The following is an 18,745-nucleotide window of genomic DNA, read 5'->3' on the forward strand; positions in this document are numbered from 1 at the left end:
TGCATACGGACTGATTGTGCCATTAAGTAAGAAGTCAAGTCTAAGAACCAAATTAGCTTCTTGAATACCTTGCTAACATGATTCGATATATCATGAACCAAAACACACCGAATACCACTGACTGCGCTAACAAAATTACAGCATAACTATCAGGCCCCATATAGGCGATTCCAAAACCAATGAAGCTGACAGATAGTGTTACTAAAAGGCCTAGCATTACCCAATCACCATATAGTGGAGGGTACAGGCATAGAACACTTGCTGTCCCTAGTCCAACGTATAAAAATGATATAACAAATGAGTTTTTGAAAGCACGGTTCTGCAAATCAGTCATCTTGTCGATTGGTTTCAAAGGTAGAACTGGGTAAATATATAGGTACTTGCCTCGCGCCCGCCGAAGGCGGTACTTTGTACAATGGAAAACACGCCTGACCTCCCCGAACTGTTATACATCTTTGATCCGCTCTGTGGCTGGTGCTATGGCATGACGCCCATAATCCAGCGCGTGCGCACCGAACTAGCGGGCCAGATTCAGGTATCGGTGCTCAGCGGCGGTATGGTGACTGGCGAGCGAGTGGCTCCCTTGCGCGCCAAGTGGAATTACATCAAGAATGCCCTGCAGGATGTGGAGCGGGCGGCTGGAGTGCGTTTTGGTGAGGCGTATCTTCGGCTGGGAGAGGAAGGCAGCGTTATTCAGAACTCCGAGCCGCCCTGCCGCGCCCTTACCGTTTTTCGGCAGCTGAATACCGACCCCAGCCGCGTCATCGATTTCGCCCACGACATCCAGCAGGCGCATTATTTCCACGGCCAGGATTTGACTGATCCGGCTATCTACTCTGCGCTTGTCGCGCCTTACCAGATTGATGCGGCCGAGTTTCAGCGTCGCTTGACCTTGCCCGAAACGGCTACCGCTACCCGCCAGGAATTTGCGGCCGTAGAGCGCATTGGAGTCCAGGGATTTCCGACGACAATATTGCGCGCAGGCCAGCAGGGCTATGTGCTAGCGCGGGGTTTTCAGTCGTATGAGGCGTTCAGCAAAGCCGTACGACAGGCCTTACAGCAGGCTACGGAAGAGCAGTAATAGCAAGATTCAATTTAGCTGCGCGTTCAGTAAGCACCTCGTTGCTTTAAGCTTGGTGTCAGCCGCCGACGCTGCCAATTCGCACCACCTGCTGTTTCAGTGGCGACCAGGCTATGCGGCGGCCATCTTCTTTGCCAACCAAATACTGAAAGCCAATGGAATCGGGGCGGCGCAGCAGGTCGTCCCAGGTCGTGCGGTCGATGGTATCAGCCTGGTAGGTGTCTTTGGCCGTAACGGCAGGCGTGCGGAAGTTTTTATCCGCAAAAAAATCGTCCATGCGGCGGCGCACAAAAGGTTCGCGCTCGGCCTGCGTGGCGGTGTTGCCTTTCATTTCATATACCATAGACGCCTCCAGATCGGCGGCAGAAAGCACTTCACGAAAAATTGTTTCGCCGCCGGAATTGGTAATGGTAAACGTTGCTTCGCCCGCCAGCAGACAAGGGCCGCGCAGCACCAGCTTAAATTCATCCTCAGCAGAGGGGGAGGAAAATCGCCGCTGCCGCTGCACCGTTTTGAGCGTGTCCGATTGGGCATTGACGGCGGGCGCGCGAGTCGTGTCCAGAGGCTCGGCCGGGGCGGCAACAATGGCCGTATCCGACGACTCAATACGCGTTGAATCGGGCCTGGAGCAAGATCCGAGCACAAATAGCAGTAAAACCGAACAGAGGGCGTGACGCATATAGTAAGACAACTTGGAGGCTGTTTCCCATACGTAACCACTTGTATTACTGTTCTGGGGGGCTTTTTTAGGACAAATTTCTGCGTCCGTCACTACTGAGTTACCCAATGTCTTAGCACCAGCATCAGCCCGAAAGCCGCACTCAAACACAGCGACGACACCTGATTCATGCGCATGGTGCGCTCGAAGTTGGCCGCCGAGGCATCGGACCAGACCAGAAAAGCCCAGCGGCTGAATAAGGCCACTATCGGCCCGGTAGCTATCAGGAAAATAATCAGGTTGCGGAGCTCGGCGCGCCACCAATACGTAAAACCCAGCAGCGCCGCCCCAAACAACAGCCCCACCGCCGCAAACACAAACGTACCCCGGATGCCCAGCACCAGGCTCAGGGTTTGGTCGCCGCGCTGCCGGTCTTCCTGGTGCTGATACACCTGCGTCAGCGGGTAGGAGCCGCACAAAAACAGGGTGCTCACCAGCGCGAGCAGCAGGTTGTCGGGAGCCAGAATCTCCCTAGAAATGCCCCCCGCGCCTACCTGAGTCATCAAAAACGTAAACGCGCCCTGAAACACCACCACCACTAGCGTACTCAGTAGCGGGTATTTCTTCAGCCGGATGCCCTCGTAGCTGTAGGCTTTGGAGATGAGCAGATACACGGCCACCAAACCCGCAAACAGCGGGCTGAGGAGCCAGGCTCCTCCCACAGCCAGCGCATCGAACAGCCACACCAGATGCAGCAGTTCCTGAGATACTTTGGGGGGCTTTTTGAGGCCGCCGATGCTGCCCTCGTCGCGGTCGTAGTAGGAGTTGTAGCCGTTGGAGGCCGGGTAGGCCAGCACATGGAGTACTATGAACACGCCCACCGCCCTCCACGGACTAAACGGCTGCCGCAAGGCGCTCAACCCAAACCAGAATACCGGCATCAGGTACACCGAAAAGGGAATGCGCAGCAACGGCGCGGCGCGGCGGTAGGCGAGAAGCATAAAGAGGCGAAAAACGGTAAGCGCGCAAGGTACGGTAGCCGGCCGGAGTGGTAGCACAACTTCAAAGTCGTACTACCACTAGAGTTGTACGACTTTCGCGTAAGCAGGCATCCGCAACGATAGTGGTACTACGACAGAAAGAGGCGTAGTACCACCTCAATCAAATGAATTTACACTTCCTTCGGCCAGCCCACTAAGTACGTAACCTGCGAGCCGGACCAATGCTTCACCTTGCCCGCCCGCCACTCAAATTTGCCCCCCAGATCGGCTTTACGTGCCAAGTCAAGCAGCTGAGCCGTTGGGTACATGCGTAGGATAGATACCGTCCCGTCCCAGATGGTGCAAAGCGGAATCAGGGGAATGATGAAAGTGAAAAACAGGCGACTCAGGCGAAATGGCGCCATAAATGACGTGGCCAACATCTGCATAATGGGCAAAACCGTCCAGGCCAGCAGGATTTCGTGCCAGTGCTTACCGGCGCCCTCAAACACGCCAATCCCTGCGCCCTGCCGCACGGCATCAGCCAGAATAGCCTCGGCCGCTGCGGGCCGAAAATGGTGAAAAGCGGAGAAGATGGTGCGAAACCCGGTGAGATGAGCGGGCACCGCCGTGGCATCCACCGCCGCTGTTTCGTAGCCAATTTGCCCCCCGGAGCTTTCCTGAATGCCTTGCCAGGCGCTGGGCTGCGGGTACAAATCGGTGAGGGTAACGCGGAGGCTGGTTAGGCCAGGCAGCTGGCGCAGCGCCCGCGCTACGCCGTCGGTGCCGCCGCCCGCGCCCGCGCCGAGTTCGAGCAGATGGAGCTGCTGAGTTTTCAGGAGCGCCTCCTGAAGCACCGGCACCAGCGGCTGATAAATGCCCAGGTGGCTGGTCATGAAGCGCAGATAGTCCATCATACCCGCCCGAATAACGCCGGGGAACCATGGTTGATCTTCAAACTCGAAAAGGTGGAGGCGGAGCTTCACAGAATAAAGGATTAGGGCGTTTTACTGCGAATAGTCCGCAGCCGTAGAGACGCGACTACGCGTTTCTACGGCTGCGGACTGGCAAAAAGAAAAATTTTCAGCGTGCATGGTTGCGAATCAGCCTAATCTTTATCAGCTTTGCAAAACAAAGTGCTTTTAAATTCTATGAACTCAGCCGTCGATCCGCTCGCCCAGCTTACTGAGATTCGCGCCATCATGGAACGCTCGTCGCGCTACTTGTCGCTAAGTGGCCTGTCGGGTATTGCGGCGGGCGTGGTGGCGCTGGTGGGCGTAGGCGTTGGCTATTGGTATGTGGGGCGCGAATACGGCAGTACGCAGGACTTTGTGCGCGTGATGCAGAGCTCAGAGGGGGAAAGGCTACGGGCGCTGCCGTTTCTGCTGGGGCTCACGGGGAGCATTATTCTGTTGGCGCTGAGCGCGGCGTATTACTTTACCCGCCGCCGGGCCCGGCATGATAAGGTACAGCTGTGGAGCCCGCTGGGGCGGCGCCTGGCCTTGAGTCTGGCTATTCCGCTGGCGGCCGGGGGGCTTTTTTGCCTGGCTATTTACCTGCAAGGCGCGGCCGGACTGGTGGTGCCGGGTATGTTGCTGTTTTATGGGCTAGCTTTGCTCAATGCCAGCAAATACACGCTGGAGGAAATCCGGTGGCTGGGCCTCACCGAAATTGGGCTGGGGCTGGTAGCCGTGTTATTTCCCGGCTACGGGCTACTATCTTTCGCCTTAGGCTTTGGCCTGAGCCACATCATCTACGGCCTGCTCATGTACCGCCGCTACGAACGGACTGCCCGCTCCCTGTGAAGCACACTATTCACACGCTCAATAAAGCCTTCGACCACCGCGTGCGCCTGGGCGTGATGGCCGTGCTGCTGGGCCAGAGCGACCCGGTGAGCTTCAACGAGCTGAAAGAAACCCTCGACCTGACCGACGGCAATCTGGCCAGCCATGTAGCCGCCCTCGAAAAAGCGGGCTACGTGCAGGTGAGCAAGCAGTTTGTAGGCAAAAAGCCGAACACCACTTACACACCCTCCAGCGAAGGTAAGCAGGCTTTTCAGGAGCATTTGAACGCTCTGGAAAAATTGCTGCGTGGCTAAACGCTCTTTTTTTGCCTATATCCTTTGAATTACAAAGTTCTTTTGATTTATAGATTTCACCCTTTTCACCTGCTTATCTATGGAAATCTTCACCAATATCCCGGGAGCCCGTGCTGGCGCTTCGTCGGTCGCGGCCCCTCGCCTTAGCCTCACCACCTTGCAGAAAGTAGCCATACCAGTCGGGGCAATCTGGTTCTACATATTGTTCTGGGAAGAGCGGCCGGCTCTGAACGTGCTTCTTTACACAGGGTTCGTGCTGGTCGTTGGGCTGGCAGGGCTGCCGCGCCGCGCCCCGCAATGGCGTTCTGGCGGGTTTCAGCTGACGCTGGCCGGCACGGTGCTCAGTGCCGCGCTGGTGGCCTGGTATGGCTCAGCGGTGGCGCTATTAGCCTGGGTGGCTTCATCGGCTATGTGGCTCGGCTACCGCAATCAGCCCCACCTGAAACTGGTAGTCTATGCGCTATGCACGGCCGTCAGCAGTGCCAGCCGCGCTGTGCCACGGCTGGCGCAGCTGATGCTCCTGCCGCGCAACCTGGATGGCCGCGTGGAACGGGTCTGGTTCTACGGACGACTGTTGATACTACCCTTAGTGGCTCTTTTAGTGTTTCACATCTTGTTTGCCATCGCCAACCCAGTTTATAGTGAGATAACGGGTCGGGTGTTGGATATAATAGGGGAGTGGGTGGAGGCCTTTTTCGAGATTTTCTCCATACCGCGTTTCCTGTTTTTCGTGTTCGGTCTGGCCCTGACCGGGGCGGCGCTGGTGCTTGTGCCGGTCCATTACTTTGCGGATCAGGAGTCACGCTTTGGCGAGTTCATCGTGCGTCAGCGTGACCGGGTGGCTTCCTTTGCCGTGCGCCGCCCCGACTTCCGCGCCAAACGCTTCCGCGCCCTCGACCTGCGCAAGGAATACCTCGTGGCTCTCAGCATGCTGGGTTTGGTGAACGTGTTGCTGCTCATTGTCAATGGCATCGACATCAACTGGATTTGGTTTGGCTTCACGCCCGCGCCCGGCTTCGATCTTACTCAGTTTGTCCACGAAGGCACTTACGTGCTCATTCTGAGCATCCTCGTGGCGATGGGCATCGTGCTGTGGTTTTTTCGCCGCAACCTGAATTTCTACGAGCGGGGACTGCCGCGGCTGCGCTGGCTGGCGACGGTATGGGTGCTGCAAAACGCGGTGCTGGCCGTGTCGGTGGGGCTGCGCAACTACTACTACATTCTGTATACCGGGCTGGCTTACAAGCGGATTGGCGTGTACTTCTTCCTGCTGCTCACTTTTTTTGGCCTGGCCACGGTGCTACTCAAAATCTGGCAGCGCCGCTCGGCTTACTCGCTGGTGCGTCTGAATATGCTAGCGGCTTACGTGCTTATGGTGGGGCTGGCCTGCGGCAACTGGGAAATCTGGATTGCGCGCTACAACCTGCGCCCCGAGCTGCATGAGCTCGACTACGGCTTTCTGCTCGACATGCCCGACCGGGTGCTGCCCATCCTGGCTGCTCACCCAGAGGTGCTTACCCAGCGCCACCTTGTGCACGAGCACTACAGCAGCTGGATAACGCTGAATCCTGATGTAGCAGCGCAGCGGCTCGAGCGGCGTCTGGCTCGATTCAAGGCTGTGCAGGGGGCTCGTAAGTGGCCCAGCTACACCTACACCGACTGGCAGGCTTACCAGCAGATGCCCCGCTGGGTGTGGCACGGGCTTTAGCCCGTCGCCCTTCCCGGTCGCGCCAGCACACACCGCATCCTGCCAGTTGGGAGTTCGGGTTACTGGCTTTTGCTGAAGTCGTAGGGATTGAATTTGGCAGGATAGAGGAAATATTGGTCACGCCGGGGGAGCATCTCTGTGCGCGAACAGCACCAAGCATCGGCAGGTACGGTGGTGGCCAGCGCGCCTCGATGCCCGGCAGGAATAGCATTTCAGGCGCACCAAGTGACGAGCGACATGATATTAATTGAGCCCGAGCATGTCCTAATGCGGTTTCATCGGGAACTCTGGCTACGGGGCCGCGCCTAGTTGGTATATTTGCGTATCCGTCGTCGGTGCCTACTACCAAGAGTGGCCCCTCGGCCGCAACGTGTTTTGTTCAGCATGTCCGCTTCCGAATCGCCTAATTCAGTAAAAAAGCCGCGTCGACGCTGGCCCAATATCCTGTCGCGTATGGCGTGGGGGGCTTTTATTATAGGGCTGGGCGTGTTTCTGCTCTATCCTATTCTGGTCAGCACTAACTTCATGTTTCTCTTTGGCAAGTCGCCGGGGCTTGAGGAGTTGGAGAATCCGAAAGTGGAAAAAGCCTCCGAGCTATATACCTCCGATGGCGTACTGATTGGTACCTATTTCCGCGAAAACCGCTCGCCCATTCCATTCAGTAAGATTTCGCCCTTATTAGTCAAAGCCCTGATTGCTACCGAGGACGCCCGCTTCTACGACCACGCCGGCATCGATCCGCAAGCCATGGCTGGCGCGGTGTGGGCCGTAGTACGCGGCGAAAAGCGTGGCGGCAGCACCATTACCCAGCAATTGGCTAAGAACCTGTACAAAACCCGCCGCGGCGAAACCGGTGGTGCGCTGGGTTATATTCCGGTGGTAAGTACACTTATCAGCAAAACCAAGGAGTGGTTGACGGCCGTGGAGCTGGAACGCCGCTATACTAAGGAGGAAATTCTGCGCATGTACTTCAACACGGTGGAGTATGGCTCGCAGGCCTTCGGCATTAAGGTGGCGGCCAAAACATTCTTCAGCACTTCGCCCGACAGTCTGAAGCCCGAAGAGGCCGCGATGCTCGTGGGCGTGCTGAACAACCCGACTGCCTACAACCCGCGCTTTCACCCTGAAGCCGCGCTCAAGCGCCGCAATCTGGTGCTGGCGCGTATGGGGCAAGCCGGCCACTTGAAAGTCAGCGAGGTTGATTCCCTGCAAAAAAGCCCCCTGGCTCTGCGCTATCAGGTAGATAAGCACTTCGACGGGCCTGAAGCTTACTTCCGCGGCGCGGTAAGCCAGACGGTAAATGAGTGGTGCGAGAAAAACGGCTACGATATGTACCGTGATGGCCTGAAGATTTATACTACGATTGATTCACGCATGCAGGCCCACGCCGAGGAGTCGGTGTTGCAACGCATGAAAGTACTGCAGCGGCAGTTCGATAACTTCTGGCGCAACCGGGGCGGCAATCCGTGGGTAGATGATAAGGGCAAGGAGATTCCTGATTTTATTGAAACCCAGATGAAGCGCACGGCGCAATACAAGCGCCTGGCTGAGCGCTACCAGGGCCAGCCCGCCCGGCTGGATTCAGCCCTGAACGCGAAGCGCCCCATGAAGGTGTTTACCTGGAAAGGCGACGGCGACACGACGCTCGTCATGTCGCCGCTCGATTCGCTGGCGTACTACAAAAAATTCCTGCACGCGGGCATGATGACCATGGACCCTTTCACGGGCCACATCAAAGCCTGGGTAGGGGGCCTGAACTACCGCTTTTTTCAGTACGACCACGTAAAGCAGGGCCGCCGCCAGCCGGGCTCCACCTTCAAACCCTTCGTTTACTTAACGGCTCTCGACAACGGCTACACGCCCTGCGACCGTATCCGCGATGAGCGTGTGACCATTCGCTACGTAGAGAATGGCAAGAACATGGAGTGGAAGCCCAACAACGTGACTCGCGAGTATTCCGGCTCCAACATGACCTTGCGCCACGCTATGGCGCGCTCCATCAACTCCGTGACGGCTCAGCTTACGGAGCTGGTAGGGTGGGAGAACGTAGCCAAATACGCCCACAAAGTTGGTATTCGCAGCAAGCTGCTCGATGTGCCCAGCATTGGCCTGGGCTCGGGAGGCGATGTGAGCGTGTACGAAATGGTAAACGCGTACAGCACCTTCGTCAACAACGGCTTCCGCACCGAACCCCTGCTCGTGACCCGCCTCGAGGACCGCAACGGCAACGTCATTAAGCAGTTCGATCCCAAACAAAAGCGCGTTATTCCGGCCGAAACGGCGTGGCTAATGCTCTATATGCTGAAAGGCGGTATGGAAGAGTACGGCGGCACCTCCCAGGCATTGTGGGAATATGATCTCTGGAAAAAAGGGAACGAGATAGGGGGCAAAACCGGCACCACCTCCAACTACTCCGACGGCTGGTACATGGGCGTGACCAAGGACTTAGTGAGCGGTGTGTGGGTAGGCGGCGAAGACCGCAGTATTCACTTCTTCCGCTCGCAGCAGGGCGAAGGCAGCCGGATGGCGCTGCCTGTATATGGCACCTATATGGAGAAATTATATAAGGACAAGAACCTGGACGTAGAATATGGGCAGTTTCCCAAACCCACCGTCAAAATCACGAAGAAGTACAACTGCCTGACGCCCGCCCCGCGCCGCATCGTGGAGCCAATTGACTCGCTGGTGGCTGATAATCTGTTGGAAAAGCTGAACGCAGGCACTATCGCCGTGCCGGACAGCCTGTAGCTCCAATTAGTATAGAAGAAGAAGTGAAAAGGAAAGAGGTGATAGGTTTTTATTCCTCTGCTGCGTAAAATGAATCCAAGGCGCCCTTTAGGTTGGGATACTCAAACGTAAAGCCTTGGTTTAGGACTTTCTCAGCACTTACCCGCTGCGAGGCCAGCACGATTTCGCTCATTTCTCCCATCATCAGGTTCAGGGCAAAGGCGGGTACTTTAGGTAGTACCAGTGGCCGGTGCATGACATCAGCCAGGGTCTCGGTGAAGATTTGGTTAGTAACAGGATTAGGCGATACAGCATTGTACGTGCCCTGCCACTGCGGCTCATCGAGCATCTGAATCAGTAGGCGACATAAGTCGTCGAGGTGAATCCAGGACATAAACTGTTTGCCTGAGCCTAAGGCAGCCCCGGCCATTAGCTTTACGGGGCGCGCCATTTGGGGTAGCGCCCCGCCTTCCGTGCTGAGCACGATGCCGATACGCGCAATGATGGTTCGTATACCCAGCGCTGCTACTTCCTGGGCTGCCTGTTCCCACTTGCGTGATACGTCGGCCAAAAAATCATCGGCAGGGGTGTTGGGGGGCATTTCTTCGTTTACCAGCTTGTCGCCGCTATCCCCGTAGATGCCGATAGCCGACGCCGACAAAAACGCTCGTACGTGGTGTTCGCCTTTGGCTAACTCTTTGGCTAGTAGCCTGGTGCCATTCAGGCGGCTTTCCAGAATTTCGCGCTTGCGTTCCTCCGTCCACTTGCCATCCGACACGCTCGACCCGGCCAGATTAATGATGTAATCGGCGTAGCGAATGGCGGCGGGGTCCAGTATATCGTGACGCGGGTCCCAGCGAAAAGTGTGGTAGTGGCTGGCACTGGTCTGGCGGCTGAGCAGGGCCACTTCATAGCCCGCATCAATGAGAAGTTCAGCGAGACGCGTGCCAATTAGGCCCGTACCGCCGGTGATGAGAACTTTTCGGGACATACTAATGAGTGTTGCCTATTGCAGTCTGACACTTACGTGTTTAGTCAGCAAAGGGTGTTGGGCAGATGAGGTGGTGAATGGGGATGCAAGCTAATAGGCGGCCGACAACTCACAACCAGAATTTACTTCCCAATCAAACGCAGGAACTCAGTGCGGAGCGTTTGGTCACGGTCGAAAGCCCCGCCATACTCGGCTGTAAGCGTGCCGCTGCTGGTATCGTTCACGCCCCGGCTCATTACGCACAAATGGTCAGCCTCGATCAGTACGGCCACGTCGTTGGTGTGCAGCGTATTTTTTAGCTCCTCGGCAATCTGCCGCGTCAGACGCTCCTGCACCTGCGGGCGCCGGGCATAATACTGCACCACCCGATTGAGCTTTGACAAACCAACCACATGCTCGCCGGGCAGATAGGCGACGTGGGCTTTCCCAATAATAGGCACGAAGTGGTGCTCACAGCAGGAGAACAGGGTAATGTCGCGCTCTACCAACATCTGGTGATACTGATAGCGGTTATCAAAAAGCTTTACATCGGGCTGATAAACGGGATTAAGGCCCCGAAACCACTCCTGTACATACATTTTAGCTACCCTACGGGGAGTGCCATTCAAGCTGTCATCGTCCAGATCCAGCCCCAGCAGCATCATAATTTCGCGGAAGTGATCAGCAATGCCAGCTATTTTCTCCTCTTCGCTCAACGTAAAGGCATCGGGGCGCAGGGGCGTGCGCAGGTCAACTGGTAAGTGGGCATCATTCGGGACGGGGCGGTCCGTTGCAGCTGCTGCGGGCACGGCGTTATCCATGGTATTCAACAAAGTTGCGTTCGGTCTCATACAAGGTGACCGATAAAAGTAAATGCGGCTCCACATGAGCCCGTAGCTTTCGCCAAATTACCACGGCGATATTCTCGGCCGTAGGGTTGAGGTGGCGAAACTCTTCCGTATCCAAATTGAGGTTACGATGATCAAAGGTATCCAGAATCTCGCGCTTAATCAGGTCGCTTAAGCGTTTAAGGTCATATACGTAGCCCGTTTCCGGATCAACAGTGCCCGTGAGGCGTACGATCAACTCGTAATTGTGGCCGTGGTAATTAGGGTTATTACACTTGTCAAACACCTGCTGATTGCGTGCCTCATCCCAGGCAGGATTGAAGAGCCGATGGGCGGCGTTAAAATGTTCCTTACGACAGACAGTGACTTGCATAGTGCTTGCTGAACCACAGGTGCGGCGTTTTGTTCAGTGGCCTATGGTTATACCTGTTTATTCTACACTTGTCAGGGCTTCAGAGGCTAACAGAGTAAGGGATATCACTTTGTAGATCAGCTTGTATGCGGGTTGTGGTAGTTAAACTATATGGGGTATAACTTAATAAATAAAAGTGGGTGTTCTTGAAAAAAAACAACTCGAAGGGTGTTCGATAAAGGGTAGTCTGGTATAGATTTGGTGTAGTGACATTTGAGATAGCAGCACAATCTTTCTAATAATAACTTTTTCTTTAACCCTTTTCATTCATATATGAAACAAGGTGTACTACTTACTCTGCTCCTGAGCTTCATGCTGACGGTAACCGGCTACGCCCAGAAGTCGCCCGTTGATGAAACGGATATGTCTATTAAGGGTATCCCCCGCAAAGGACAACGTATTTCCTTACAGCTTGAAAGCAAGCGCGTAGAGGATTCGTGGGCTAAACGACTGAATGAGAGGTTTGGTAGCAAAGTGAAGAACGACAAAGGCGTGTACTCGATGGAGGGTGTCACGATCGACGAAATTTCTAAAACGCCAGTTCGGGTTTTTAGCAAGATTGATGCTACCCCTACGGGTACTACCATCTGGTGGGCTATTGACCTGGGCAATGCTTACCTCGACAGAGCGGCTACTCCCGTACAGTGGAGCGCCGCGGAAAAGTACCTAAAAGACTTTGCCCGCCTGCTTTACCGCGAAGACTTAGCCGTGCAGGTAGCTGAGGCTGAAAAGTCTCTGATTATTTCTCAAAATAATCATAATGCAGTAATAGCTAAGGCTGACCTGGTACGGAAGGATATCGAGAAAAATAAAGCTCGCAAAACGGATATTCAGCAGGAGTTGGCGAAGAACGCCGCTGAGCTTCTGCAGTACAACAACGTGGTGGACATGAACCTGAAAGAGCAAGAAGCTGCCCGCGCCGACATTGTCAATATGCGCGTAGCTCTGGAGGCTGTGAAGGACCGGATGAACAAAATCGAGTAATCTGTAATAAGCTGCAGAAAAGCTCCTCAGAGGTGTCTGGGGGGCTTTTTCTTTTCTGAAGCGTATAGCTTTTCGCCTAGCGCATCACACTTCGCACCTGCTCGACGGCAGCCTGCTCGTCTTTCCACCCCATAATTCGTATCGTGCCCGGTGAGGCCCGCTGCTGAAACCACAGCCGTAGTATCTGGTGAGCAGCCGGGTAGCGTTGGATGAAAGCAGCCCAGGTACTCGTTTCTCGTAATATCTGCTGGCTCGGCCGGGCCGGTACAGCCAACACTACCCGTTCCAACGCTCCAGCGTTATCAAGCAGTAATAAGCCAAGGGGCAACACTTCGAGTACCGTACCCGTCGGCTGGCTTTCAGCAAGTACCAGCACGGGCAAAGGGCCGCCGGTAGCTGTATTGGTGCCCGGCACAAAGCCGTAGTTGCCAGGGTAAGGCAAAAACTCCAGCACCCGATCTTTGCCCGCCCGCTGCTGGGGGGCAAATTCGTGGGTAGCCGGGTCGTAGCGACGCTCAAGGTTGGTGCCTGCCGGAACCTCAATAACAGCTTGGAGCAGCTTGCGCTCAGCCGAGAAGGTCGGTAGCTCAGTGTAGTCGGTTTGACAACCAGCTACGCTAAGACCAATCAGAAGGCTGCCTAAAAGTCGTTTGGCTCCCCGCATCAATACTTGCGCTTATTTCGCCAGCTGCTCATCGAGCTGGCGAAAAGGATTGAGTTGATCGAGCCGCAACACAAAGCGAATCTGATCGGTGAAATCTTTGCGGCTGCTGGGCAAGCCATTCTCATATTGAGAACCAGCTACGGGCAAGTAAAACTGGAAGATATTTTTGATAACCGGCACCACAAGGCCCGCATCGTAGAAGAGATTTTGCCCCCCACGGCGGCCGAAGAGTGTATTATCTTCCTTCGTAACACCAAAGTCAGCAAACACGCTAAGGCCGGTGACCGGCAGATCGGCTTGCAGGTTGAGGGTGCTAAGCCAGCGCTGGCTATTTACTGGAATAAAGCCTTTGAAAGCACCGTCGCGGTCGTCAGTTTGATGCGTTTGGGCAGTGAAGGCATCCGAGATCTGATGGCGGTCCAGGAAGGCCGTTTGGCGACGGTAGTCAGGGCTGCCGCTCAGGCCAATGAAGAATGGCGCGTCGTTAGACTTTTGCAAAAAACGCCCTCCAAAGAGCCGCGCCTGCACGCGCTTCTTCGGCGAGTAATATCGGCTGTACGAAGCCGAAGCGCGCAGTAAGGTGGCCTGTAGCGATGAATTTTCTACTGATAAATCTGGAGTAAGCCTGTTCAGCTCCACGCTGGCCGACCAGGTTTGCAGGGCGTTGCCGGCTTGCACTTGGTAGAACAAGGTCTGGATGCTGCTGGTCACATCAAAGTCTTCATCGCGCACGGACGTGTTGGCGATTTGCACCGTGTGCTGGGGGGCATTATAAGCCGACTTAGGCAAGGTCAGGGTCAAGCTGGGCTCCACTTTCACGTAGCGCTCAAAACGTTGCACCGTAACACCAGTAACGAGTTGCCGGGCGGTTTGCCGGGGCAAAATGTTCAGATTGAGCGTGCCGATACCGTTCAGTTCGTTGCGGTTAAAGCTGTACATTGGCATAGCCAGGTAGCTCAGGCGCTTTGGTACCAAGGGGCTGCTATAGAAAGCCGCGCCCAGCATAAATTTGTCGGAAGTGTTGGCTCCCAGCACCGGCGCCCAGTTGATGGCGGCGCGGTCCCAGCGCTCCACGCCGGCTAACGGCTGCAAGCGCAGCGGCTCCAGGCGGGGCAAATTGCCCCCTAGTTTGAGCTTGTCATCGCGGCGGTTGAGCTGGGGCGTAAGGTAGGTTGGGTCAATGACGACGGAGGCAACACCTTCGCGCCGGAAGTCAAGCTGGGTTGCCTCGTCTTCTTCTCCGCTGCCAAATACGGGCGTCCATTGCGTTTCAAGAACCTGACCCTGGGCATTGAGAGTAGATACCGGCACGGCGAAGGGGGCCGGCGAGTCATTGCGAACCAGCACTTTTACCTGGTCATTCGTTACCTCTATATCACCTACAGCGGCGTTGTAGCGAGTGGTGTTTTGAAGCATATTCTCAAAAAACCAATCCAGTTGCTGCCCGGTGCTTTCTTCAAAAATGGCCTGCATGTCGGCAGGAGTAGGGTGCTTGAACTGCCAGCGCTGGTAGTAGGCACGCATAGCGGCATCAAACTTCTCCTGACCCAGATACCCCGCCAGATACTTGAGCAGGGAAGCCGTTTTGCCGTACACGATAATGCCATAATTGATTTTGCCGTACTCCGCCGAGCCAGGCCCGCTTACCGCCTGATCGAGGCCCCGGCTGGCGGAGGCTTGGTAAGGCACCTGATTTAGAGCCGTAGCATTCAAGCCTTCTACGCCCAAAATAGTAGAGGCTTTGCCCGATTTCAGGACACTTTCAAACATACCCGCATTCGGATTGTCGCGCTCAGCCACCCGATTTTCGATATAGGAGTTCACGCCCTCATCCAGCCAAGGGAAAGCTCGCTCATTAGAGCCCAAAATACCGTAGAACCAATTGTGCCCTACCTCGTGCACAATAGCTGAAGGCATCGTCACGGTTACCATAGGATACTCCATACCCGAGCCAGCGCTCAGCGCCCCATCTACGGCCGTAGCGGCGGTATATGGGTACTCACCCACCCACTGCGAATAGTAAGTGATAGCGTCGTTTACATCTTGCAGGCCTTTTATCCACTTCGCTACGTCCTTATTCACGAATAGCACCCACGTATCCACCTGCTTGCCCGAGGGCAGCGTAACGGCGCTCTTGAGCACATTAAACCGCTTGTCAGCAAACCAGGCGAAGTCGTGCACACGATCCTGCACATAACGCAAAGTTTTCGTCTCAGCAGCGGAGGCGGGGAAGGTGAGGTCTTTGCCGTAGTCTTCCGGCTTTTTAGCGGCAGCGGTGGTCGCTAGCTGCATTAAGCGGGCTTGCTCTTCGGCATTCTGCAGTACGCCGGTAGCGCCCACCGTGTAATTGGAGGGCAGGGTAATGCGCACATCGAACGACCCAAATTCGGAGTAGAACTCGCCCTGATCCAGGTAGGGCATCGGGTGCCAGCCCTGGCTATCGTACACCGCCGGCTTCGGGTACCACTGCGTTATCTGATACGACTGCTCTACGTGGCCAAAGCGCGAAAACGAAGCGGGAATCTTCACCCGGAAAGGGGTTGTAATTGTAATTTTGCCCCCCGGTGCCAAGGGTTGGGGCAACGCTAGCTTCGCTATATCGGCGTGCTCCGGGTCGAAGCTGAGCGTGGCGGGTTGGCCGTTTACTTTGAAATCAAGCTGATCTATGAAGCCGCGCTGGTCCTGGGGGGCAAATTGAAACTTGCTGCTGCCGTTGCGCAATTGTTGTTTCGCAAAAGCCGTGGTGTTGTCGCGGTAGGCATTGGGCCAGAGGTGAAACCAAATAAAGGTGAGCTGATCGGGTGAATTGTTGGTGTACTGTATTTCCTCCTGGGCCGTGAGCGTATGCTGGCGGTCATCAAGGGTGACATTAATGGAATAATTGACTTCCTGCTGCCAATAATCGCCAGGTGAAGTAGTCTGGGCCGAAAGTGCCAGAGGAAGAAAAGCAAGCCAGCAACTGGCTAATAACTTTTTCATGCGGGGAGGAAAGAATAAGGGGCGAATAAATATAGAACGAAAGTACGTGGTCGGCCTCAAAATGCCGTGTCACAACCTTTCTGCCGGGCGGCCCGTTTTCTCAAACTCAGTTCCACTATCCGCCCTGCGGATTAACACCCCCTACCTATGTCTTTCAATAAAATCCCCAAAGACGATACCCAGCACCAAAACCACCTAGATGGCGCGGTGAATAACCTGAATAATGACTTACAGGAAGAAGCCTCGCGCGCCGGCTTCGACAATGTGCTTCAGCGCTGGATTGAGGATGTAAAAGAGGTCAACAACCCGGAGCTACACCAGATTGTAGTTGATTTGCAGGCATTGAAGGCCCACTTCAACAGCGGCACCATCGATCATAAACTCGTTGGTCAGTTAATGGGACGTTTGGGTGAGAATACGCTTAAGGCAGCCATTTTTGCTGAAAACCCAAACACTGCCCAGCGAGTAACCAACTTGGGTGAAGCCTTGCTGAAGGCAGCCAAGCAGGTGCAAAACCCTAATGTCAATTCTACTCCCGAGCAGGATTTGAAAAATTCGAACGGCTAATAGCTACTTAATCGAATTTATATAAATGCAAAAAGCCGGCTCCTTGATAGGAGCCGGCTTTTTGTACGCTTAAAAAAGCCGGGCTTAGCCGCGCTTTTCTTTGATCTTGGCTGCTTTGCCCGACAGGCCACGCAGATAAAACAAACGAGCACGACGCACTTTACCGCGACGCACTACCTCAATCTTGTCAATATTGGGCGACAGAAGGGGAAAAATACGCTCGGTGCCGATTTGGTTCGAAATTTTACGAACGGTGAAAGTCTCGCCGTTGGAGTTTGGGTTCTTGCGTTGAATAACAACACCCTGGAACTGCTGAACACGCTCCTTGTTGCCCTCGCGAATCTTCACGTGAACATTAACGGTGTCGCCGGCGGCGAAAGCGGGGAAGCTGGCGCGGCGCTCCTGGGATTCCTGCTGGATAAAATCGAGTAGTACGCTCATGGCTGGGAAAAACTAAAAATAGGACGGCGCCGCCGTCCGAGTGGTTTCGGGTAAAAGAGGCGCAAATATAGCGCTCTGTTTTGAGGAAGGCAAACTTATTGCAGAGTTAAATGCTGAAAGGGCCAAACGGCTGCGTATACAGGGGTTAGCTGGCTACTCATCCAATAAATCAGGGCGTCTTTGGCGAGTCCTTTCCAAGGCTTGCTCGTGCCGCCAGATGTCAACCTGAGGTGTATTACCCGAGAGCAGAATCTCGGGCACGGTCTGGCCCCGCCACTCCGCCGGGCGCGTATATACCGGCGGAGCCAGCAGATTATCCTGAAAAGAATCACTTAAGGCTGATTCTTCATTGCCAAGTACCCCAGGCAAGAGCCGCACGATAGCATCAGTAAGAATGGCAGCCCCAAGCTCGCCGCCACTGAGCACGTAGTCACCCACGCTGATTTCGTGCGTGATGTAGGCCTGCCGGATGCGCTCATCAATGCCTTTATAGTGCCCGCACAGGATGATGACGTTCTCGGTCAGCGACAGGCGGTTTACCAGCGGCTGCCTGAGCGTCTCTCCATCTGGCGTCATATAAATGACAGCATCGTAGCGGCGCTCGGTTAAGAGTCCGTCCAGGCAAGCCGCAATGGGCTCTACGCGCAATACCATCCCTGCTCCGCCGCCAAATACGTAGTCGTCGATTTGCCCGTGCTTGTTAATAGCAAAGCGCCGCAAATCGTGGACGTGAATTTCAGCCAAACCCTTATCCTGCGCCCGCTTCACAATGGAGTGGGCAAAGGGACTGGCCAATAAATCAGGCTGGCAGGTGATTATATCGAGGCGCATGGTAGCACCGCCGTTGGCAGTGAAGCTAGGTTCTATAAATAAAGCGGTGATTAAGCGCTGGGGGCTTTTTTAGCTACGGTTCGATGAACTCATCAGGCTCGTCACGTTCCCGGGAAGACGGCTTGAGGTAAACATCCAGCAAGCCCTCTGGCAATCTAACGTGTAGCTTAAGCTCGGCTTCGTCGGCGTGTAAAACCAACTCATCCACGACCGGAATCAGCACTTCCTGCCCTAGGTAGCGCATACCCATCAGGTCTTGCTGGGGCATCTCGTAGAACGTCTCCACGATACCTAGCTCACCTAACGTTTCATCAACAACGAGGTAGCCGATAACGTCGTGGAAGTAAAACTGGTCATCCTCAAGCTCTGGCAACTCTTCAAGCGCCTGGTAAAGCTTCGCATTCCGCAAAGGCTCGGCCGCTTCTATCGTGTCGATGCCTTTAAGCTTTAATAACACGCGGTCAGCCGCCTGAGGCTGTACTCGCTCCACGGCGAAAGCCGTCAGCTTGCCGGGTGTGGGGGGCAATTCCAGCCACACGGACTTCATTTTACGGTAAGCCTCCACGTCGTCTACATCCAAGAAAGCTACAACGAAGCCTTTCAAGCCGTGTGTCTTCCCAATGCCGCCGAGCTGATAGCATTCGTCGATAGTCATAAGATAGGGATTGTGATGAGGTGAACGCGCAAGAGGTAGAAAAGAGAGCCTTCGCGGGAAAAAAGTTGAGAGTTTAGGAGAAGCTGCCGCGACACAAGCCGCGAGACAACAACTCCTAAACTCTCAAACGTTTAAACTCCTA

Annotated in this window: 18 protein-coding genes; 7 read left to right on the forward strand and 11 right to left on the reverse strand. The window is 55.0% G+C overall.

Annotated elements, in window-relative coordinates; all coding sequences use genetic code 11:
• Positions 1 to 415: 415 nt before the first annotated feature.
• Positions 416 to 1,081: a DsbA family protein gene (locus tag B9A24_RS12690; protein WP_084446395.1), complete on the forward strand. Its 666-nt coding sequence runs from the start codon at positions 416 to 418 to the stop codon at positions 1,079 to 1,081.
• A 58-nt stretch (positions 1,082 to 1,139) separates the two neighbouring features.
• On the opposite strand, the gene B9A24_RS12695 is transcribed toward B9A24_RS12690, so the two are convergent.
• From B9A24_RS12695 to B9A24_RS12705, 3 genes are all read right to left on the reverse strand, one after another.
• Entirely contained in the window at positions 1,140 to 1,760 is a 621-nt protein-coding gene (locus B9A24_RS12695) for a hypothetical protein (RefSeq protein WP_084446396.1), read from the reverse strand.
• A gap of 92 nt (positions 1,761 to 1,852) precedes the next feature.
• A complete protein-coding gene (locus B9A24_RS12700; RefSeq protein ID WP_084446397.1) occupies positions 1,853 to 2,740 on the reverse strand; it encodes a UbiA family prenyltransferase in 888 nt (295 codons plus the stop codon).
• A gap of 170 nt (positions 2,741 to 2,910) precedes the next feature.
• Positions 2,911 to 3,705 (reverse strand): class I SAM-dependent methyltransferase, encoded by a 795-nt coding sequence (locus B9A24_RS12705; RefSeq protein ID WP_143434925.1) that lies wholly within the window; start codon positions 3,703 to 3,705, stop codon positions 2,911 to 2,913.
• Between the two features lie 165 nt (positions 3,706 to 3,870).
• Here B9A24_RS12705 and B9A24_RS12710 point away from each other — a divergent pair, with 165 nt between their 5' ends.
• The 4 genes from B9A24_RS12710 (at position 3,871) to B9A24_RS12725 (ending at position 9,273) form a co-directional block, all read left to right on the forward strand.
• Positions 3,871 to 4,524 (forward strand): hypothetical protein, encoded by a 654-nt coding sequence (locus B9A24_RS12710; protein WP_084446399.1) that lies wholly within the window; start codon positions 3,871 to 3,873, stop codon positions 4,522 to 4,524.
• Positions 4,521 to 4,817 (forward strand): winged helix-turn-helix domain-containing protein, encoded by a 297-nt coding sequence (locus B9A24_RS12715; RefSeq protein WP_084446400.1) that lies wholly within the window; start codon positions 4,521 to 4,523, stop codon positions 4,815 to 4,817. Before B9A24_RS12710 ends, B9A24_RS12715 begins: the two co-directional genes overlap by 4 nt.
• 79 nt (positions 4,818 to 4,896) lie before the next feature.
• Positions 4,897 to 6,525: a DUF4153 domain-containing protein gene (locus B9A24_RS12720; RefSeq protein WP_084446401.1), complete on the forward strand. Its 1,629-nt coding sequence runs from the start codon at positions 4,897 to 4,899 to the stop codon at positions 6,523 to 6,525.
• 384 nt (positions 6,526 to 6,909) lie between these two features.
• A complete protein-coding gene (locus tag B9A24_RS12725; RefSeq protein ID WP_234997247.1) occupies positions 6,910 to 9,273 on the forward strand; it encodes a transglycosylase domain-containing protein in 2,364 nt (787 codons plus the stop codon).
• A gap of 49 nt (positions 9,274 to 9,322) precedes the next feature.
• On the opposite strand, the gene B9A24_RS12730 is transcribed toward B9A24_RS12725, so the two are convergent.
• The 3 genes from B9A24_RS12730 to B9A24_RS12740 all read right to left on the reverse strand — a co-directional run bounded on the left by B9A24_RS12730 (position 9,323) and on the right by B9A24_RS12740 (position 11,443).
• The gene (locus B9A24_RS12730; RefSeq protein ID WP_084446402.1) at positions 9,323 to 10,243 is read right to left on the reverse strand and encodes a TIGR01777 family oxidoreductase; all 921 of its coding nucleotides are present in this window, start codon (positions 10,241 to 10,243) and stop codon (positions 9,323 to 9,325) included.
• Positions 10,244 to 10,365: 122 nt separating this feature from the next.
• Positions 10,366 to 11,043, reverse strand: a complete 678-nt coding sequence (gene folE, locus B9A24_RS12735; RefSeq protein WP_084446403.1) for a GTP cyclohydrolase I FolE — start codon at positions 11,041 to 11,043, stop codon at positions 10,366 to 10,368.
• The gene (locus tag B9A24_RS12740; RefSeq protein ID WP_084446404.1) at positions 11,036 to 11,443 is read right to left on the reverse strand and encodes a 6-pyruvoyl trahydropterin synthase family protein; all 408 of its coding nucleotides are present in this window, start codon (positions 11,441 to 11,443) and stop codon (positions 11,036 to 11,038) included. Before B9A24_RS12740 ends, folE begins: the two co-directional genes overlap by 8 nt.
• A 312-nt stretch (positions 11,444 to 11,755) precedes the next feature.
• Here B9A24_RS12740 and B9A24_RS12745 point away from each other — a divergent pair, with 312 nt between their 5' ends.
• A complete protein-coding gene (locus B9A24_RS12745; protein WP_084446405.1) occupies positions 11,756 to 12,466 on the forward strand; it encodes a hypothetical protein in 711 nt (236 codons plus the stop codon).
• Between the two features lie 76 nt (positions 12,467 to 12,542).
• Here B9A24_RS12745 and B9A24_RS12750 read toward each other — a convergent pair whose 3' ends face one another.
• Positions 12,543 to 13,130, reverse strand: a complete 588-nt coding sequence (locus tag B9A24_RS12750; protein WP_084446406.1) for an inorganic diphosphatase — start codon at positions 13,128 to 13,130, stop codon at positions 12,543 to 12,545.
• A 12-nt stretch (positions 13,131 to 13,142) separates the two neighbouring features.
• A complete protein-coding gene (locus B9A24_RS12755; RefSeq protein ID WP_084446407.1) occupies positions 13,143 to 16,109 on the reverse strand; it encodes a M1 family metallopeptidase in 2,967 nt (988 codons plus the stop codon).
• Positions 16,110 to 16,256: 147 nt separating this feature from the next.
• Here B9A24_RS12755 and B9A24_RS12760 point away from each other — a divergent pair, with 147 nt between their 5' ends.
• A complete protein-coding gene (locus B9A24_RS12760) occupies positions 16,257 to 16,676 on the forward strand; it encodes a hypothetical protein (RefSeq protein WP_084446408.1) in 420 nt (139 codons plus the stop codon).
• 84 nt (positions 16,677 to 16,760) lie between these two features.
• Here the strand turns inward: B9A24_RS12760 and rplS are convergent, their stop codons facing one another.
• From rplS to rimM, 3 genes are all read right to left on the reverse strand, one after another.
• Positions 16,761 to 17,117: a 50S ribosomal protein L19 gene (gene rplS, locus B9A24_RS12765; RefSeq protein ID WP_084446409.1), complete on the reverse strand. Its 357-nt coding sequence runs from the start codon at positions 17,115 to 17,117 to the stop codon at positions 16,761 to 16,763.
• Positions 17,118 to 17,270: 153 nt separating this feature from the next.
• On the reverse strand, positions 17,271 to 17,948 hold the full coding sequence (trmD, locus tag B9A24_RS12770; protein WP_084446410.1) for a tRNA (guanosine(37)-N1)-methyltransferase TrmD: 678 nt from the start codon (positions 17,946 to 17,948) through the stop codon (positions 17,271 to 17,273).
• 73 nt (positions 17,949 to 18,021) lie between these two features.
• A complete protein-coding gene (rimM, locus tag B9A24_RS12775; protein ID WP_084446411.1) occupies positions 18,022 to 18,603 on the reverse strand; it encodes a ribosome maturation factor RimM in 582 nt (193 codons plus the stop codon).
• Between the last annotated feature and the right edge of the window lie 142 nt (positions 18,604 to 18,745).

It is taken from the genome of Hymenobacter roseosalivarius DSM 11622 (assembly GCF_900176135.1).
GTDB classification, from domain to species: domain Bacteria; phylum Bacteroidota; class Bacteroidia; order Cytophagales; family Hymenobacteraceae; genus Hymenobacter; species Hymenobacter roseosalivarius.

Bases quoted from the DNA above. Each gene is read 5' to 3' on its own strand.
- B9A24_RS12690 (WP_084446395.1), top strand. From the start codon at position 416: ATGGAAAACACGCCTGACCTCCCCGAACTGTTATACATCTTTGATCCG.
- B9A24_RS12695 (WP_084446396.1), bottom strand. From the start codon at position 1,760: ATGCGTCACGCCCTCTGTTCGGTTTTACTGCTATTTGTGCTCGGATCT.
- B9A24_RS12700 (WP_084446397.1), bottom strand. From the start codon at position 2,740: ATGCTTCTCGCCTACCGCCGCGCCGCGCCGTTGCTGCGCATTCCCTTT.
- B9A24_RS12710 (WP_084446399.1), top strand. From the start codon at position 3,871: ATGAACTCAGCCGTCGATCCGCTCGCCCAGCTTACTGAGATTCGCGCC.
- B9A24_RS12720 (WP_084446401.1), top strand. From the start codon at position 4,897: ATGGAAATCTTCACCAATATCCCGGGAGCCCGTGCTGGCGCTTCGTCG.
- B9A24_RS12725 (WP_234997247.1), top strand. From the start codon at position 6,910: ATGTCCGCTTCCGAATCGCCTAATTCAGTAAAAAAGCCGCGTCGACGC.
- B9A24_RS12730 (WP_084446402.1), bottom strand. From the start codon at position 10,243: ATGTCCCGAAAAGTTCTCATCACCGGCGGTACGGGCCTAATTGGCACG.
- folE (WP_084446403.1), bottom strand. From the start codon at position 11,043: ATGGATAACGCCGTGCCCGCAGCAGCTGCAACGGACCGCCCCGTCCCG.
- B9A24_RS12740 (WP_084446404.1), bottom strand. From the start codon at position 11,443: ATGCAAGTCACTGTCTGTCGTAAGGAACATTTTAACGCCGCCCATCGG.
- B9A24_RS12745 (WP_084446405.1), top strand. From the start codon at position 11,756: ATGAAACAAGGTGTACTACTTACTCTGCTCCTGAGCTTCATGCTGACG.
- B9A24_RS12750 (WP_084446406.1), bottom strand. From the start codon at position 13,130: ATGCGGGGAGCCAAACGACTTTTAGGCAGCCTTCTGATTGGTCTTAGC.
- B9A24_RS12755 (WP_084446407.1), bottom strand. From the start codon at position 16,109: ATGAAAAAGTTATTAGCCAGTTGCTGGCTTGCTTTTCTTCCTCTGGCA.
- B9A24_RS12760 (WP_084446408.1), top strand. From the start codon at position 16,257: ATGTCTTTCAATAAAATCCCCAAAGACGATACCCAGCACCAAAACCAC.
- rplS (WP_084446409.1), bottom strand. From the start codon at position 17,117: ATGAGCGTACTACTCGATTTTATCCAGCAGGAATCCCAGGAGCGCCGC.
- trmD (WP_084446410.1), bottom strand. From the start codon at position 17,948: ATGCGCCTCGATATAATCACCTGCCAGCCTGATTTATTGGCCAGTCCC.
- rimM (WP_084446411.1), bottom strand. From the start codon at position 18,603: ATGACTATCGACGAATGCTATCAGCTCGGCGGCATTGGGAAGACACAC.